The sequence below is a fragment of the Humiphilus diazotrophicus genome (genome assembly GCF_059726315.1).
Map to the genome: position 1 here is coordinate 2,157,572 of NZ_AP040870.1, position 17,473 is coordinate 2,175,044.

At 52.3% G+C, this 17,473-nt stretch carries 12 protein-coding genes; 5 read left to right on the forward strand and 7 right to left on the reverse strand.

The genetic code is table 11. The annotated features are described in order from the left end of the window. Positions 1–202: 202 nt before the first annotated feature. Positions 203–1,417, reverse strand: coding sequence for an ROK family transcriptional regulator (locus AC6I7T_RS10020; protein ID WP_497793242.1), 1,215 nt, complete (start codon positions 1,415–1,417; stop codon positions 203–205). Positions 1,418–1,483: 66 nt separating this feature from the next. Next, positions 1,484–4,066 carry an alpha-glucuronidase family glycosyl hydrolase gene (locus AC6I7T_RS10025; protein ID WP_497793243.1) on the reverse strand — a complete coding sequence of 861 codons (2,583 nt, stop codon included), beginning with the start codon at positions 4,064–4,066 and terminating at the stop codon, positions 1,484–1,486. Positions 4,067–4,507: 441 nt separating this feature from the next. On the opposite strand from AC6I7T_RS10025, the gene AC6I7T_RS10030 reads away from it, so the two are divergent. Continuing rightward, positions 4,508–5,782: an alpha/beta hydrolase family protein gene (locus AC6I7T_RS10030; protein WP_497793244.1), complete on the forward strand. Its 1,275-nt coding sequence runs from the start codon at positions 4,508–4,510 to the stop codon at positions 5,780–5,782. Between the two features lie 43 nt (positions 5,783–5,825). Here the strand turns inward: AC6I7T_RS10030 and AC6I7T_RS10035 are convergent, their stop codons facing one another. From AC6I7T_RS10035 to AC6I7T_RS10050, 4 genes are all read right to left on the reverse strand, one after another. Continuing rightward, a complete protein-coding gene (locus AC6I7T_RS10035; RefSeq protein WP_497793245.1) occupies positions 5,826–6,674 on the reverse strand; it encodes a glycosyltransferase family 2 protein in 849 nt (282 codons plus the stop codon). Positions 6,675–6,735: 61 nt separating this feature from the next. Next, complete coding sequence (locus tag AC6I7T_RS10040; RefSeq protein WP_497793246.1) at positions 6,736–7,386, reverse strand: response regulator; 651 nt, start codon at positions 7,384–7,386, stop codon at positions 6,736–6,738. 3 nt (positions 7,387–7,389) lie between these two features. Then, the gene (locus tag AC6I7T_RS10045; protein ID WP_497793247.1) at positions 7,390–9,153 is read right to left on the reverse strand and encodes an ATP-binding protein; all 1,764 of its coding nucleotides are present in this window, start codon (positions 9,151–9,153) and stop codon (positions 7,390–7,392) included. Positions 9,154–9,790: 637 nt separating this feature from the next. Continuing rightward, positions 9,791–10,909, reverse strand: a complete 1,119-nt coding sequence (locus AC6I7T_RS10050) for a YihY/virulence factor BrkB family protein (protein ID WP_497793248.1) — start codon at positions 10,907–10,909, stop codon at positions 9,791–9,793. Between the two features lie 20 nt (positions 10,910–10,929). On the opposite strand from AC6I7T_RS10050, the gene AC6I7T_RS10055 reads away from it, so the two are divergent. Together AC6I7T_RS10055 and AC6I7T_RS10060 are read left to right on the forward strand one after the other, a co-directional pair. After that, a complete protein-coding gene (locus AC6I7T_RS10055; protein ID WP_497793249.1) occupies positions 10,930–11,670 on the forward strand; it encodes a dienelactone hydrolase family protein in 741 nt (246 codons plus the stop codon). Between the two features lie 259 nt (positions 11,671–11,929). After that, entirely contained in the window at positions 11,930–12,277 is a 348-nt protein-coding gene (locus tag AC6I7T_RS10060; protein ID WP_497794587.1) for a helix-turn-helix domain-containing protein, read from the forward strand. A gap of 150 nt (positions 12,278–12,427) precedes the next feature. Here the strand turns inward: AC6I7T_RS10060 and AC6I7T_RS10065 are convergent, their stop codons facing one another. After that, entirely contained in the window at positions 12,428–13,213 is a 786-nt protein-coding gene (locus AC6I7T_RS10065) for a rhomboid family intramembrane serine protease (protein ID WP_497793250.1), read from the reverse strand. 239 nt (positions 13,214–13,452) lie between these two features. Between AC6I7T_RS10065 and purH the strand changes: the two genes are divergently transcribed. Then, complete coding sequence (gene purH / locus AC6I7T_RS10070) at positions 13,453–15,021, forward strand: bifunctional phosphoribosylaminoimidazolecarboxamide formyltransferase/IMP cyclohydrolase (RefSeq protein WP_497794588.1); 1,569 nt, start codon at positions 13,453–13,455, stop codon at positions 15,019–15,021. 182 nt (positions 15,022–15,203) lie between these two features. Further along, positions 15,204–17,366: an FUSC family protein gene (locus AC6I7T_RS10075; protein ID WP_497793251.1), complete on the forward strand. Its 2,163-nt coding sequence runs from the start codon at positions 15,204–15,206 to the stop codon at positions 17,364–17,366. Positions 17,367–17,473 lie beyond the last annotated feature (107 nt).

A 17,473-nucleotide genomic window follows, 5' to 3' on the forward strand; every position in this document is an offset into this window, starting at 1 on the left:
GGTTTCTTGGGTTCAACGCAGGGTGGGGAAATGCTACTCAGCAGGGATTCGATGTTCCCCATCGTAAGGTCCTAAGATGTTGAGAAGATAGATATCTCCAAGATACGGTATAGGGAAGCAGGCCCATGGATCGAATCCCATGGGCCTCTGCAATTCGACCTGAAGCTCGGACCAGGTAATGATCTACAAGCTTCCAATTCGGTTACTCCGCAGCACCCTCTACCGATTGATTCTGTGCCAGGAGCACTCTTTGCCAGACAAGAACCGCTGCTCCACGTAACCGCGCAGCATCGCCATCCAAGGCAGCCGCAATTCGTGGAATTCTCCTGGACAGGGCTCGAGAGGTCAGGTGACTTTCTATTAACGGGCCGATTCTTCCCCACAGGCTTGCGCAATCGCCAACAATCAGAATGACTTCCGGTGCCAGACTGGTAACGATGTTAAAGATCCCCCGGCCCAGTTGATGTGCCATCCTGTCGATGGCCCGCAAAGCATATACGTCCCCCTCTTTAGCCAGAGCAACAAGCTCGGAAAAAGAAGGGAGGGGATGCTTTGGATTTTCTTCCTGGTAGTAGCGTAATGCCGCACGATTGGAGGCCAGGGTTTCCCAACAACCACGATTTCCACAACCGCAACTAGGCCCATCCGGGTCGAGAGTAATATGTCCAAACTCCCCAGCCATATCATCCATACCGCTGACCAGGTTTCCGTTTACAAGGATGCCAGCTCCAATTCCTTCGGAAACCGAGACGCTCACCATGTTGGGAATATGAGCGTAGTCACCCTGCCATCGCTGGGCCACGATCGCCGTATTGGCAGCATTGTCCATCACGATAGGCATGCCCATGGCTTTTTCCAGCTCATCGAAAAGGTTCGGCCGGCTCCAGCGCATATTCGGAGCAAATAGCATCTCACGTGTTTTCCAGGAAACGCGTCCGGCAACACTGATACCGGCTCTATCCAAGATGCGGTCTTTAAACATCTTCCGGTAACTGCGTACAATGCGTGTCGTCTCTTGAATGACGCGCTTGAAGCTTGTGGCTGGAGCTTCGCTGTCGGGAATGTGAATCGTCTCCCGATGAAGGATCTCTCCATTAATATTCACGGCAGCGACGTGGACCGAGTCCGGCCGCAGATCGGCAGCAAGGACCACATGATGATCGTTGGCATGAAGAATAGTGGGACGCCGTCCTCGTGGCAGTTTCCCTAAAGCTCCCTCCAATACCCAGCCTTCTCGAATCAGCTGATCGATAATCACCGAGACAGTGCTGCGCTGCAGCCCGGAACGGCGCGCAAGATCGGCACGGGAGATTGGCTGGTGCAAAAGGACAAGGCGTAGCAGCGTATCGTGATTGATTTCACGCGCTGTTTCGCTGGATGCTACACGAGGATTCTTAGGAGACACGACTCGATTCATTTGCAGATCTTTCTCTGTGCGCCACTCAAATTTCAAAGCTGGCGCTTTTACTAAGAAGACAGAAACCTAATTCGTTCTGTCACCAGATTCAGTTCTACTGCTTCCTGGATCGATGTCAATAAAGTCCAGAGGGGCAAGATCCTTACTTCCCGATAGCCCGACGACCTTCACGATATCGCCTGGTAGCAGGGATACTCCGCTTATTCGACGACGTGTGGCAGTATGCCCATCAAGTTTATTCGAGGGCAGGTCATCCGTGTTAATCCATTCATCGATCTTCTGATCGTTTCTGAAGAGCTGATACCTGGCACCGCCAGGAAGAGGATCGAAATAGCCAATATTGAGGTCATACCATCCGGCTGTTCCATGAAAGGGAAGACTCGTCGAACAGAAGGGAGCTGAAGATTGACAGACTACAGCCTTCCCGGATGAAGCTGTCTCCCAGGGATGCACCTCTACCGGAATATACCCGGAGAGCGCCATCTGCTCAGCTTCAGTCCTATTCGGATGATGGCCTACGCGGCCAGCAACATCCGGTATTCCCGACATTTTCAAGAACCATTCGCAAATCGCATCTCTCCATACTTCCGCATGGCCAGATTGATAAGTCAGGCGCCTCAAGACTTCTGAGTACACCTCGTCGGAAACGTGACCGTGAAGTTCTTTCCAAGCTCCCACCTGTGCGGTGGCTCTTGCTGCCGCCTCATAATGGGTATCGTAAATATATTGAACTACGGTCTTTCCGGAGTGCAGCCTATACCCATAGGAAACGTGATGAAAGAACAGCAACAGCTCATCCGGACAGGTCGTAAGCGATTCATACCTTTCTTGTAACTCTTTTGGATACTGACCGGTATAGCCAGTACCGGTTGCCATCGTACGATCCATTCCAATTCCCTGAGTATCGCCACGATGCCATTGCCCCCATCCGTTGCGTTCTGAAGATTCGATTCCAGGTCCGTAATGAATGCCAATAATATCCGTCAGAGTTCCAGCTCCAAGAGGACCGGTATAACCTTCGTAGATCGGCCAGGAGCCTAGCTCCAACTGACTGACAATTTCCAATACGCGGGGATCGGTTCCAAAGGTAAGAGCCGTCCACTCATGCACTATTTGCTCCGAGCTGAGATCGGGATTCCAGGCAAGACGTCCGAAGCCGTATAGATTCGCCAGGGCCAGTGGATGACCTAACCAATAACGATCCAATCCAACGTTCGTTACGGCAACAAATCCGCCGACTGGGCGAGAGAAAGTATGGCCTTCAACAATATCCTTTACCTTTGAAGACCGCCCTTCAACCGCATACATATCGGTATCGAGAGCCTCTTTCCACATGGGAACCAGGAAACAGAGATGCCGCTGCTGACCGGTGTATTCCTGAGTAACCTGAAGTTCAATCGCCTCGTTGCTCTTCCGCAGCCCGGCAAACAACGGAGATACAGGTTCGCGAGCCTGGAAATCGATAGGTCCATGCTTGATCTGGATAATGACATTGTTTTCGAATTGCCCATCATATGGCCGGAAGTTGTCATAACCAGCGCGTGCTCTGTCGGCCTTGAGATTTGTCCAATCCAAATGATGGTTATAAACAAAGCCTCGATAAAGGACATATCCACCATGCGGCTGTAGAGCCCGAGCCAATACATTCGCGGCATCTGCGGGACTGCGCTTATATTGCGAAGGACCGGGACGCCCTTCCGAATCCGCCTTGACGACAAAGCCGCCAAAGTCGGGAATCTGCCGGTATATCTCCTCCACTTTTTCTTTCCACCATGCCGCTACTGTTGGGTCGAGAGGGTCGAAGGTGCTGAGCTTCCCAACGGCCCTAGGGCTGCTCAGATCGACAGATAACGAGAGCTTCACACCATAAGGGCGAAAGGCTTCGGCGATTCTTGCTAATTGAGGAAGGAAGGAGGAATCGAGAATGCGCAGATCGGCATTCACATTATCTACGGTGCAGCCATTCACCCCGACGGAGGCCAGAAGCCGAGCGAACTGCGCCGCACGAGAGAGATCCGGAACTACCTTGCCCTCCGCAAAGAAGATAGATTTTCCGGCATAACCCCGTTCAATCGAACCATCCAGATTGTCCCATTGATTCACCCAACGTACAGCTACAGCGGGACTCTGGACCTCTGACAATTGAGCAAGATTGTGTCCTTGAGCCATCTCCCGTAAAAGTGCATAAGCACCATAAAGGATTCCGATATCACTCTGACCGAGAACGAGGTAGTAACGCCGGCCCTGATGCTGGATAGTACGCAGGATATACCCCTCAGGGGCCAGCTTTGCAGCTGTAGAGATTTCGGGGAACTCTGCCCGCAAGGTATCTACTGTACCGAGAACAATTGCACTTCTATCGGGAACACTCGATTGAAAGCGCAAAACCTTTCCGAACATCGTCCGCATTCCACTCAGGATCTCGTCCCTTGCCGTTAAGGCGACAGTAGAATTTTGGCGAACGACAACGACATCCGGCACCTCTAGATCGGGTCCAAATACTTTCGAGGATTCAACAGCCGAATAGCTGAGCCAGGCCTTCCATGCAGTATCGGCGCTACACATTGGGCAGGACAGGCAGACAAACAAAAGTGCCCAGAATAAAAGAGAATATTTCCTGCCCCATCGCCCTAAAGTTCGTCTCTGCATCGCTACTCTCACCATTGCAATCAATCCTCACCGGAACCCTCAAAAGCTCAAACAACCGAGAAAATAATCTCTTGAGGACTTCGCCCCGAATACTACATGACCGGGACACGAACTAAAAGAAAATCCAATACCAAAGCCACAAATATTGTTTATCCAATTTGAATAAAGTTTCTCCTGCCCCGGTATCGTTTATATACAGGACAAAATATTTTCTACAGAAAAGATCCATCATTCCGATTCCGCCACACAAGGTCGCAATCGTTCAAAGAGCCGGAATTGGGCCACTACAGGCGACGGGCTTATTCCTCAATGTGGAATCCTTGCCTTCTCCCTGCCATTTCCGGTAGAAGGGGCACAAGAACTCTTTTGTCTTTTTGTGGCCACCCGCACCGAAAGAATGCGTACAGGAAAAGACAAATAGCGGAAAGGGATCTCTACACAATGGGAAGCAAAACCTTTGGGAATGCTGGCGCTCGACTCATTTCCCTTGCATTTCTTGCATCACTTTGTCTGCATGCCTTTGGCGCGGCAATCAAGACTCAGGATCGGGATGAAAAATGGAGAGAAGAAATTCGCAAGACTCTCTTCGTTTCCAAGACACTTCCGGCATTGGACGCGAAAAACTACGGAAGCTTTTCGCCCGAGCCTGGAATTGTCGCAGAACGCATTACCTATGCAACAGCGGATGGAATGCGAGTCCCAGCAATTGTGTATCGTCCCGCCACACCGAAGAAGAAACTTCCCGGCATTGTTGTGGTCAATGGACACGGAGGCGACAAGTTCACCTGGTATGCCTTCTATAGTGGTGTTCTCTTCGCCAGAGCTGGAGCCATGGTGGTCACATACGACCCAATTGGAGAAGGCGAGCGCAATATCGACAGAAAGTCACGAGCCGGATCTCATGACAAAAACGTCGATACTCCTCACTGGGGACAGAAGCTTACCGGTTTAATGATTACCGATCTGGAGCAAGCTGTCGCATATCTTGCGCAACGCCCAGAGGTAGACGCCAAGCGCATCGGAGTAGTCGGCTACTCGATGGGTTCTTTTATCTCCGGCATCACAGGAGCAATCGATCCACAGATCCAGGCCTTGGTTCTTTCCGGAGGAGGCGACTTCGATACTCCCGGCGGATACTGGGATAGCAGCAAGCTTCCATGCCAGGGCCCGGCTTATCGCGCACTACGCGTCGCACTTGGAGATAACCGGCAATCGATCCTCTATACCTTGAATGCGGACCGGGGATCGACATATATCATGAACGGCCTGGCAGATGCAGTTGTCGATATCCCTCATCATGGACCCGATTTCTTCGATGAGCTAAAGAAGCAGACTATTGCTCTGCATGGCTCATCCAAGAACGTATTCGAAACTGTCTTCTACCCTGGAATCAATCATCGCACTTCGTGGGTAAACCGAGACGGCGTCCTATGGCTTGGCAAGCAACTCCACTTTGCCAATTGGAGTCAGGCATATATACAAAAGGCACCATTAACACACATCAGCGAATGGGCTCGAGCTAATAACGTAGATTTCAATAAGAACTTCCTTCGCGAGGATCGTGAAGGCGGGTTGATGGCCGTCGGCGACAAGATACCTGCAATTTCCCGCTCCGATCTCATGGTGCTCACGGATGCGGAATGGCAGGAACAGAAGGACTCACTCACCTACGAAGCATGGGCTGCCAAAATAATGGCCGAAGAGAAGGGGCAATAAAATCGCTCCTCAGCAAAACGGGGCAGACCATCTTTGGTCAGCCTCATTTTTGCTGCGAAGCATTCTGTTGAGCTCGGCCCGCCTGCCAGGCCTTCCCGTACTTCCAGCTCACATAGGCCGAATGTGAGACGTGGAACAGAAGCCCCTCCCGTCCATCGAGAAATCCTAATCGAAAAATGTAGTTGTACAGAAATGTCGCAATAGGATTCAGCAAGGTATTCCAGAAGAAAACAAAGGCACTGCGGCTTGTCTTTCCTTTTCGCAGCATCAGCGGAATACTTGCAGTACTGTAGCGGTCCATGTGCTCGATATAAAGAGGCAGCGTCGGATACTGATAATGCAACAGATCCGATTTCAAATTCCCGATAGGTCCATCCCATTTAGGCGTGGCATGTGGCTCCGTATTCTCAGGCAGGCGCGCTGTCCCTTGACGAAAGAGCCGCAACTTGCGATCCGGATATAAACCGCCGTGACGCATCCAGCGGCCAAAAATCAGATTGAGGCGTGGAACCCAATATGCCTGATATTTCGGATTACCCGCCAGCAGGGTACGAATCTCCTCCGCAAGCTCAGGAGTCATCACCTCATCTGCATCCAGAGAGAAGACCCAGGGAGAAGTGCACTTATCGATCGCAGAATTCATTTGCCCGCCGTAGCCCTTCCACGGCTCATGGAAGATTTTGGCGTTATAGCGCTGCGCAATAGCTAGGGTGTCATCGGTTGAACCTGAATCTACAAGAACGATCTCATCTGCCCATGCCACGCTGTCCAAAGTACGGCCGATATTGGCCCCCTCATTCATGGCAATCAGAGCTATTGAAAGTTTCGCTGAAGGATTCGAATCCTGTGGCAGGGCTTGCGATTCATGAGTCGACTTGCGCTCTTCCGGCATGCGTTCATCCTAGCAATATCTGCCAGGCTCTGGCAGGAACAATTTGCACAGAGAGCAGCAATCAGGCATCTACAATGCCGGCTCGAATGGCATAGCGGATGAGTCCCGCCAGAGAATTTACCTGAATTTTGCGCATAACCTCGGCCCGATGCGCCTCTGCCGTACGGGTACTGATGCCAAGTTCGTTGGCGACTTCTTTGTTGCTCCTGCCGTCGGCCAGCAACTGAATAACTTCAAGCTCCCGAGCACTCAAAATGCCCTCCACAGAGGAAGAGCCTGCTGTCCGTCTCGCTCCGGAAAGATATGTCTTCAAAAGCGTCTCGACCACTCCCGCCGTAAAGTAAGGCTTCCCCATGGACAGAGCTTCAACCGCTGCCACAATCTGAGAATGAACATCGGATTTTAGAACGATTCCGCGCGCCCCGGCAGTCAACACCTCGCGAACTACTTCCTCGCTTTCATCCATGGTGTAAATCATGATGGCGCTCTCCGGAACCTGTTGCCGGATCTGCCGAGCAGCTTCGACTCCGTTGATCTCAGGCATATTCAGGTCGAGGATGACAACGTTGGGATGCAGTTCCACTGCCATATCGACTGCCTGGCGTCCGTTGGAGGCCTCACCACAGACCGTCCAGCCCTCATGCTTACAAAGCAGATGGCGCAATCCCAAACGCACAACATGGTGATCGTCAGCTAATAGGATGTGGGTCATAGATCATTCACTACCCACTGGCATCGTAACTCGGATTGACGTTCCCGTCGAAGACGACTGCACTTGAAAATCGCCGCCTAACTGGCTGACTAACTCCTGCATGCCCGAAATGGAGGCTCCGGCCACGATCATCCTCTTTTGAGTCCAGTCTTCCTCTACATGCATACCGAATCCGTTATCTTCCACTGCCAGGTGGATATATCCGGATTTCTTTTCCAGACGAATCACGACCGTATCTGCATGAGAGTTATGAATCACTTTGGCCAGACTCTCTTGTGCAACTCGAAACAAAATTTCTTCCAACTTGCGAGGAAGAACTCCCACCTCTCCGAATTCAGAGAGAATATTCGCCGACGTATGCTTCGAAAGTCCGCCAAGATAGGACTGCAAGGAAGAGACAAGCCCCTTGCCATCCAACGCAGGCGGATCCAGAAGGAAGACAATGCGACGAATCTCCTCCAGTGCCCGAACACTGACGGCTCTGGTCTCCTGCAGAAGCCGCAAGTGCTTGGCTTCCACCTTTCCAGAGTCAAGCATCCGCTCCAAACCGGTTGTAACCGTGACGAGATCGCGCTCGGTGTGCTCCTGCAGATCGCAGGAGATCTTGCTCCGATCCTCCTGCTGAATCTCCATCAACTCCCCCGCAAGATCTCTGAGCTTCTTTTCGGTTCGCTGTTGGCGGTATCGATAGCGAAGCAGAATCAGGATCAGGACGAATTCAAGAAGAACAACTGCTGAAACGGTCAGAACCTGCCAGCGATGCAGTTCCCAGAAGGTGGGGCTTCGAAACAATATCACCGAACCGGGAGGCATTTCTTGAATATCCACATGCCATCGTTGCACCTGACGCCAATCGAACATCCATTGCCGCCAACGGGTAGAAACCTCGGGTAATGGCATGTCTCCTTGCATCAGACGAATCGACTCTTCTCCGATTCGAGAGCCTAGCAATGCCCAATTGATTACATAACCACCCACAATCCCTGTACCAAGATCAGTGTCCGAGGTCGCATAGATAGGAGCGTGGGAGACAGAGGCCAGACTTGAAAGCACATCGTGGGATAAATACTGCTCCCCATTCGGCCCCCGTGAATATGTCACGTAGAGCGCCAATGTCTTCTCATTCTCACCAGCCAGTTTTTGACCAAGCTGCTGTACGCTCGACGAGGAAGCATCTTCGAACTGAAGATCGGATTTGAAAGTCAAGACCTGTTGAAGAATAGCTTCCCGCCCTACATTGTCGCTGGTCGCCGCAATCAGCAGGAGCTTCTTGGCATCCGGGTTCAAACGGGACATGCGCTCCAGCGTTCCCGCGATATCAATCGTGAGCGGCATGATGAGATCGCGCTTCCCTTTTCTACCGATTGACTTCTCCAGCAGAACGGTATCGCCACAGTAGATCGCCGGAACATCGGGAAAGAAAGGCGAGGCAGTGTTTCCGATATAAATCACGAGGTCCACAGGGCGTTGCGAATACTTGGTTCGAATCCACTGCACAGACTGCTCACGTGTCTCCGGAAACTGGCCAATATCCAGAGATTCGCGATAGATCTCCGGAGCCTCGAGATTATTGTTCCTCAAAGTCGTACGTATACTGCGCTCCATTTCCAGATGCCCGGGAGTCGCTTGCTGTGTCTCATAAATCAGCAGGATACGTTTTGGAGCAACAGCAGCTGCCTGAAAAGAAAATGCAGGTGGGGCAAACACTAGAAAGAGGAACAGGCAGAAAAATTCGCACTGTTCCATGACTCGAGTACGTATCGCCATTTGAAGAAAAAGCCTTGTAGGCACCTCAGATAGAAAGAGTTGCCCAAATCCTCCGCCCTTCTGCTTCTATCCGAAGACGGATTTAGACGTTTGCACACTCTCCTGCAGACGGAAAGTCTCGGGTTTTTGACACAGATCGATTGCCGTCCTTCCATCTTTTCGGATAAATGAGCCACAAACTTGAGGAGAAAGGACTCGTAGTTTCCGCAATCAGAACAGGTATTATTCCGAATTTACCCGGGGGCTCTTTCTTCATAGAATTCTCTTAATCAATCCAGTAATTAATAGGAATTCTCAAGGGAAGTTCAAACCCAGCCAGGGGGAACAGAAGAAAACTCCGGCATAGGTGAGGGCGTTTTTCCTTCTTCTTCGGTCTGCTGCATTTGTAGTAGTTCCGGCAGCACCTTGAATAAAACAGGTGTTTGCTCGTTGTGTAAGCTCTTTGTGTTACCGATGCAAGACCTGAAAGTCTTTGGGCGTCTCGCGATCATAGCGATACCCAATCTCTCAGCGGACTCTGTTTCCTGTTGGATACTTTTTCCATAGCTGGGTAGTCTTGATTAAAGAAAAGATCAGCAGGCGTGGCTCTTGTCATAAAACAGCCACGCCATTTTTGTTTTGAACCGACCCAGCAAAATCAGGCTACATGCTCCGTTCCCTCTGACAACCCTTTCTCCGGCCGAGAACTCTGCATCCTCAGCATTTGCAATTTGAGGCGTTCAGCATTCACTTCCGCGCCGATCAACATCGAAAGAGCCACCAGATAGAACCACAGCATCAGGCCGATCACCGCACCCAGCGACCCGTAAGCCGAGCTGTAGTTAGTCATGTGAGCCAAATAAAGATTGAGTCCCATAGATCCCAGAAACCATCCTGAAACGGCAATGATGGCTCCCGGCAGCGTCGAACGGAAACTGTGAGTGCTATTCGGCCCCAGAAAATACAACAGCTCTACTCCCAACATAAAAGTGACGAAGGTAACTGTTAGTCGCGCTACGGGCCAGAGCAGGTCGAAGCTCTCCGGCAGATGCAGGAGCTCACGCAGAATGTGTCCAAACCATGGCCCTGCCATCAAGGTAAGCAAGGAGATTGTGGTCAATATCCCCGTAGTGAGCGTCAAAAACAGTGCCTGAATCCGGTCCCGCCACCACGGCCTGTGCTCCTTTACGTCGTAAGCAATGTCCAAAGCCTCAATGGTTGCCGAAAAACCTCCGCTGGCTGCCCAGATGTAACCAAGGAACCCAAAGGAAATCAACTTGCCATGAGGAGCCGTCCGGATGCCTGCCAACGCTCTTTCCACAATGGCCATAGCGTCATGGGGAATAAGCGTGCGGATGATCGCCAGCAATTGACTGAAGGCGTCCGGTAAAGCCAGATACCCAAGCAAAGAAGAAAGAGAAATCAGCAAGGGGACCAGAGCCAGAAGAAAATAAAAGGCCAAGGCCGCAGCAATCACGAAAGCCCGTGTACGAGACAACTCGTTGTAAATTCTGGCAGCAAACGCCCGAAGGGACCTCAACCCCGGACCGGCAGATCTGACGTATTGCGAGAAATCTCTCAAGGAAGCACCGTAGCAGCATCTGTTGCGATGAAAACAATGGTTCTGGAGATGTGCGTAATAGGCTAATCCGGAAATTCGGAGCACAGGAGGATAGTCGATATCCGTCTCTTGGGGGATAATCGCTCGATGCCGTTTCGCTGCTTCATCCGGCATAAGATCTGAATTTCCGGCCAGTTCGGAGCGACAGCAGTCCATCCCCATCTTCAGGAGCAAACATGAAGCGCTTGTTCGCATTCCTCGTGGTATTTACCACGTCCTTAGCCTTCGCCATCGAACCGCAGAACGTCTCCTACCCCAGTGGCGGCGAAACCATCCATGGCACGCTTTATCTGCCTGAAGGAGCAGGACCCCATCCGGCAATTATCGTGATTCACGAGTGGTGGGGGCTGAATGGGTGGATTAAAGAGCAGGCCGACCGCTACGCCTCCCAGGGATACATAGCTCTGGCAGTCGATCTCTACCGGGGACAGGTAGCTAACGACGTTGAGACCGCACACGAGCTCTCCCGGGGGTTACCTCAGGATCGAGGTGTACGAGATCTGGTCTCGGCGGTGGCTTATCTCAGGACACGTAAAGATGTGACCGCCAAAAAGATCGGAGCAGTCGGCTGGTGTATGGGTGGGGGATACGCTCTTCAATTGGCTATTGCCGAGCCTTCCCTGGCGTCTGTAGCTGTCAACTATGGAGCGTTGGTCACCGATCATTCGGCTTTGGCAAAGGTTCACGCCAGCCTGTTGGGCAACTTTGGGGGGAAGGACGGCGGAATTTCTCCACAGAATGTTGAGGAGTTTGAAAAGACGATGCGACAGTTAGGCAAAGAAGTAAACATCAAAATCTACCCGGAGGCAGGTCACGCTTTTGAAAACCCCGGAAATGAAAAAGGCTTTCGTCCAACCGACGCTGCCGATGCCACCCAAAGGATGGACCATTTTTTCGAGACGACATTAAAGAGATAATCGGCTGATTTTAATAGAGTTAAATATTAATTCTTTTAAGAACGCGGGAATTTTTGCCGCAATATTTCTGAGATGTCGCGATACGGGATATTGTCCAAAAAAGTAACACTTTGGAACCGAAATAGGCTCCCAATAAAAACAAAATGAAAAAAACCTTGCCTCTCCTGAATCATACGTGTTAACTATGCAGCCAACACTTCTAAAAAACTCTACCTCAGAGTTATTTCACTGAGGAGAATGTGTGGGCATAGACCATCTTATGAAGATTGGCACAACTATTCGGGGATATCGTCTACAGAAGGGCCTTTCGCAGGGTGATATTGAAAAGCGGACGGGCCTTCTTCGTTGTTACCTTTCACGTGTTGAGAACGGGCACACCGTCCCTTCGCTAGACACGTTGCAAAAAATCGCTGTCGCGCTTGAACTGCCATTGGCTCAATTCTTTGCTGATGACTCTCTCGGTCGTGAGATGAATACGCAAAAGCTGAGTGACGAGGAGCTTCGCTTCCTGACTCAGATTCGTCGCTATTCATCGAATTTGAATGACAGTGACCGTAAGCTGTTGCTGGCGATGGTAAAGAAGTTCGCGACAACAGCAGCAAGATAGGGTAGGGCTGAATCACGGCAAGCTTGCCGAATGCACCCCTTAGATTCGGTGGGTTTGTGGAAGGTCGATGCCTGCATCTTTAGGCCTCGGTAACGATATTTATTACCGAGGCTTTTCCCTGCGCTTGGTTCTAGCGATAAAGAGATCTTCTCAATGACGCACGATATAAACCGTGTCGATATAGAAGGCAAAGAACGTCAGCATTGCCACTACTACAGCAAATGCGATACGCCGGCGATAGAGAAAATACCGGCGTTCGCTTCCTATCCTTGGGATCAATAAAAAACCCAGCAGCAAGCCACAGAGAAATCCTCCGAGATGCGCCATATTGTCGATCTGGATCGCGGTATGGAAGAGCCAGGTAGAGCCACCAATGGCGAAATTCAGCAGGGCAAAATAGATTACACTCCGCCGTAAACCGCGCAACTCGCTTGGCGCAATCGGCAGGCGGGGAGACTTCAACAGCACGATCAGGACTCCAGCCAGACCAAAGACGGCTCCGGAAGCACCGGCACCGACAGCCTCAGGATGCACCGCCACGGAAAGCAAATTCCCGGCAGCACCGGAGAGGATGTAAACCGCCAGCATCCCAAAGGGACCTAATAGAGGTTCGCCCAACAGGCCCAGATTCCAAAGGCACCACATATTGGTTGCCAGGTGCACGATTCCCACATGAACAAAGGTGGCCGTTACAATACGCCACCATTCGCCATAGAGCACGGCAACACCGTAATCTGCGCCCCAGTGAATCAGTTCCTCAGCCTGAGGACTGATAGCTGACACCCCCCGGAAGACCATAGCAACAAAAACTAAACAGTTAATGGCCACCAGAATGTAGGTCGCCGGAGCATAAGCCCAGCGCGAGGGACGCTTCGGTGGCTCCGGGGTAGGTGGCAAAATTTCGGCGTCGGTGATTACCGGCTCGGGTGACTCCATATATCAAAGCTATCGTGGTATTGGGAAGACAGACAAATTCTGGGCTCAGGAAAAGCTACAATTTGCATGGGCCTGCTATTCCCTTCTGGGAAGGTAAGCACAGCGGGAATCCATGTGGTTCAGAATAGAGAGACAGGGGTAAATTACGTTCTTTTGCTCTCTCTCCCCTACAAAGACTTGGTGCTTGAGAGGCGCCAGGGAAATGCAACGCAACAGAAAGGAAAGCAGACTTGAGCGGGATCAAGAAGATTCGCCGCGCGCTCTTGAGCGTTACGGATAAGACGGGCCTGGTCGACTTCGCACGTGTCTTGGCAGACTTCGGCGTCGAATTGATTTCTACGGGTGGTACCGCCCGTACTCTTCGTGAAGCAGGGCTGACCGTAAAGGACATCAGCGATCTGACCGGATTTCCAGAGATGCTGGATGGACGGGTTAAGACACTACATCCGAAAGTTCACGGTGGATTGCTCTACATCCGTGGTAAAGCCGAGCACGAAAAGGCTGTAGCCGAGCATAGTATTCAGCCAATCGACTGCGTTGTCGTAAACCTTTACGCATTCCAGAAGACAGCGGAAAAGCCGGGAGTACACTTCGGCGAGATTATCGAAAATATCGATATTGGCGGTCCTTCAATGGTTCGCTCAGCCGCCAAAAACTTCGAGGATGTCGCCATCGTAACCGACGTTCACGACTACAACTCGCTGGCAGAAGAGCTCAAAGCAAATCAGGGAGCCTTGGGCCGCGAAACACGCTGGAAGCTCGCACGTAAGGCCTTTGCCACCACTGCCGCTTACGACACCGCAATTGCCAATACTCTGGAGATAGTTGGCGATGCGCCTGAAGCTGAAGCACCCGCTACCTTCGCCGCCAAAGATCTCTTCCCTGCTGCACTCCGCCTGAACTATCCACTGGCAGCCAGCCTTCGCTATGGAGAAAATCCACACCAGAAAGCAGCGTTATACGTCGAGGGCAGTGGCTGCGGTATCGCCGGGGGCAAACAGCTACAAGGTAAAGAGCTCAGTTATAACAACCTGGTAGATCTGGATGCCTGCTGGGAACTCGCTCAGGAATTCGATGAGACAGCTGTCGCTATCGTCAAGCACACAAACCCCTGCGGCACTGCGACTGGAGCTACGGTTCTGGAAGCTTACGAAAAGGCTCTGCAGACAGACCCGGTCTCTGCCTATGGCGGAGTTATCGGAATCAATCGCGAGGTCGACGGAGCCGCAGCTGAGGTAATCGCGAAGCTCTTCGTCGAAGCAATTGCAGCTCCCTCCTTTACGCCCGAAGCCTTGGAGCGCTTCTCCGCGAAGAAGAATCTGCGGCTTCTGGTGGTGCAAAAATCGGAGGCAGCTCGCGTTATCAAACAGGTCTCCGGAGGCCTGCTCCTGCAGGATGCAGATCGCGGCCACGTTCAGGCGAGAGAGCTGAAGGTTGCCACCAAACGTAAGCCCACAGATGCGGAATTGAAATCGCTGCTCTTTGCCTGGCGTGTCTGCAAGCACGTGAAGTCGAATGCCATTGTCTACGCCAAAGATGGACAGACTTTGGGGGTTGGCGCCGGTCAGATGAGCCGGGTCGATGCTGCCAAATTCGGAGCAATGAAGGCCTTGCTTCCTCTGACAGGATGCGTTGCTGCTTCCGATGCTTACTTCCCATTCCCAGATGGATTGGAAACGGCAGTCAAGGCAGGAGCTACAGCGGTAATTCAACCTGGGGGTTCGGTACGCGATCAGGAAGTTATCGACGCGGCCGACCGGCTGGGAATCGCCATGGTCTTCACGGGAATGAGGCACTTCCGGCACTAAACACAACTGTTGTTGTGGAGGGTTTCCGGACCCTCCACAGTCCATAACTTCGTCCAATCTCCCGGTTTGCAACTCTTGTCACCCGGTTCTTCTTCATTCCTTCACGCTTCTCCCTGATGCGATACTGAAAGGTGCCCAAGCTAGAGACTCTGTGGACAGACCTGAACGCCAAGGTGCGAAACATGGATTGGTTTCGCGGCCTGCGCGCTGGAACCGCACTTAGTGTTCCGCTTCTTGTCGGAGCAGCCACCGGTAATGCAAACTTCGGCTGGGCTGCGCTAGGCGGCTTCGAAGCCATCATCTCCGATCCCGGAGGCCCCTACCGTGCACGGCTGGGCAGCCTGGGAACTCTTGCCCTGGGTGGAGCCGTAGGCTGCGTTCTGGGCACAGTACTTGGCACCGATCGGGTCTGGGCTATTCCCGTCACGGTCGTTTTCTGCTTTATCTGGAGCTATCTGAGTGTTTTAGGGCCACCGTTTACCTCTGCCGGAGGTTTGGTGCAGCTCCTCTTCTTCTGCGGACTCGGATATCCGGATATTTCTCTGCACGAAGCGGGAATTCGTGGGCTTTTCCTCATTGGCGGCTGCATCTGGGCGATGGTGCTGTCGTTCTTCTTGTGGCCAATCGATCCGTATCGACCAGCCCGCTTTGCCATTGGAGCGGTATATCAGGAGCTTGGCTCCTTTCTGAACAACGTCCACGAGCTGAATTTGCGGAAGCGAAACCGTCCGGCACTCTGGCACAGGCTGGCACGCCATCATCAGAGCCGCCTGCGCATCTTGCTGGAACAGGCTCAATCCGCTGTAGCCAACGTTCGGAGACAATCCAGGGCCGAAACGCGAAGAGGACGAGAGCTGGTAGTCCTGCTCGAATCGGCAGACATTCTCCTGGCCCGCTCCGTCGCGCTCTCGGAATACATGGAGATGACGGCTACGGAAGACGCGTCTCCCTGCACGGTACGGGGTAAATCAGCTGTCCTGGAATTGGCCCGGATGGAAATCTGGGTAGGAACAGTCCTACGCCGCAGACTCGACGATCTCGAAGAAACCTTGCGCCATTACAGAGCTCGCCTGGAGCGTTTCCCCGTAGAGCTCTTCCAATGCATGAGCCGGGAAGATTCCGCTGGCCAGTTCTTCATGCATCAGATTGCCGACGCTACTCAAAATCTCGATGCAGCCATGGAAAGCGCCGTAACCATCCGGCTGGGACATCGGCCAGAAGGCCGTCCTGCGCGACGGATTCGAAGGCCCATCCGTGCACGTCTGGCCAGATCCAAAAACAACGGCATACTCGATCAGCTGGTAGCAAACTGGCATTCTGAGTCCCTCATGCTGCGCCATGCGGCCCGCGTGGCTTTGGTTTGTGGATTGGACGTCTATATCCTTCAGCTCTGGTCTATCGATCACGGCTTTTGGCTTCCACTCACCTCCCTGATGGTGATGCAGCCTCATGTCTCCGGGACCTTTCGGCGTTCCCTTCAAAGAGTGGGCGGAACTGTTGCGGGAGGCGTTTTTGCCGCGCTCCTTGCCGTGCATCTACATTCCCCGCTGGCGACAGCGATTGCGCTCTTTCCACTGGGCTTTCTGTCGCTTAGCGTTTTACCAATCAGCTATTCCCTCTTCTGCTTCTTCCTGACACCTACCTTCGTTCTGGCTTTTCTGCCCTTTTCCGGAGACTGGGAACTGGCAATCATCCGCGTCATCAATACCTTCATTGGCGCCATCATCGCCATGGCTGCAATGACGCTGATCTTCCCGGTAATGGAGCGCAGCCGCCTCGGAAAGCAGCTGGTGCGCAGCCTGCAGGCCAACCGGCACTATCTGGAGCAGCTGGCCTCACTTTGGCAAGGAACTCAGAACCATAGAGAACTGGCCCTCGCCAGACGAGCCACCGGGCTGACACACAACGACACAGAAGATTCTTTTGAAAGAGTTCTAGCCGAGCCCTCATTGCGCCGTGGTTCGTCGGCCACGATGGAAGCGACACTGGCTTTTGTAACGTATCTACGACGATTTGGTTCCAGCATCACCTCACTAGCTTCCTTTCCGGGCCAAGAGCTGTGGAAGACCTCTCCAGCTATTCAAACGAGACTGCAGAGGCTTGCTAATCAGTTGCAAAATATAGAGTTACAGGTAAATGGATCCATTCCCGAACCTACACAGCCAGAGGCTACAGAGACACAGACTGTGGCAGAAATGGCACGCCATAACGGAGAGAAGCAGCTTGTGCGTTTGGAGAAGCAAGCTGGTGTTCTGAAACGGTCTTTGGAAGTGATGAAAAGAGGAGGACTTCTTCCCAGTCCAACAAATTCGGTAGATTCTGGTCAATCGGGAAAAGTACAGTAATAGGAAGTAACTCTCCGCATCGATAACCAGGGTACAATCGTCTCTATATTCTGAAGGGTGGTTGCTACCCGTAGGCAGGCATCAGAAGTCTGATAGAGGGTACTTTC

Bases quoted from the DNA above. Each gene is read 5' to 3' on its own strand.
- AC6I7T_RS10020 (WP_497793242.1), bottom strand. From the start codon at position 1,417: ATGAATCGAGTCGTGTCTCCTAAGAATCCTCGTGTAGCATCCAGCGAA.
- AC6I7T_RS10025 (WP_497793243.1), bottom strand. From the start codon at position 4,066: ATGCAGAGACGAACTTTAGGGCGATGGGGCAGGAAATATTCTCTTTTA.
- AC6I7T_RS10030 (WP_497793244.1), top strand. From the start codon at position 4,508: ATGGGAAGCAAAACCTTTGGGAATGCTGGCGCTCGACTCATTTCCCTT.
- AC6I7T_RS10035 (WP_497793245.1), bottom strand. From the start codon at position 6,674: ATGCCGGAAGAGCGCAAGTCGACTCATGAATCGCAAGCCCTGCCACAG.
- AC6I7T_RS10040 (WP_497793246.1), bottom strand. From the start codon at position 7,386: ATGACCCACATCCTATTAGCTGACGATCACCATGTTGTGCGTTTGGGA.
- AC6I7T_RS10045 (WP_497793247.1), bottom strand. From the start codon at position 9,153: ATGGCGATACGTACTCGAGTCATGGAACAGTGCGAATTTTTCTGCCTG.
- AC6I7T_RS10050 (WP_497793248.1), bottom strand. From the start codon at position 10,909: ATGGACTGCTGTCGCTCCGAACTGGCCGGAAATTCAGATCTTATGCCG.
- AC6I7T_RS10055 (WP_497793249.1), top strand. From the start codon at position 10,930: ATGAAGCGCTTGTTCGCATTCCTCGTGGTATTTACCACGTCCTTAGCC.
- AC6I7T_RS10060 (WP_497794587.1), top strand. From the start codon at position 11,930: ATGAAGATTGGCACAACTATTCGGGGATATCGTCTACAGAAGGGCCTT.
- AC6I7T_RS10065 (WP_497793250.1), bottom strand. From the start codon at position 13,213: ATGGAGTCACCCGAGCCGGTAATCACCGACGCCGAAATTTTGCCACCT.
- AC6I7T_RS10075 (WP_497793251.1), top strand. From the start codon at position 15,204: ATGGATTGGTTTCGCGGCCTGCGCGCTGGAACCGCACTTAGTGTTCCG.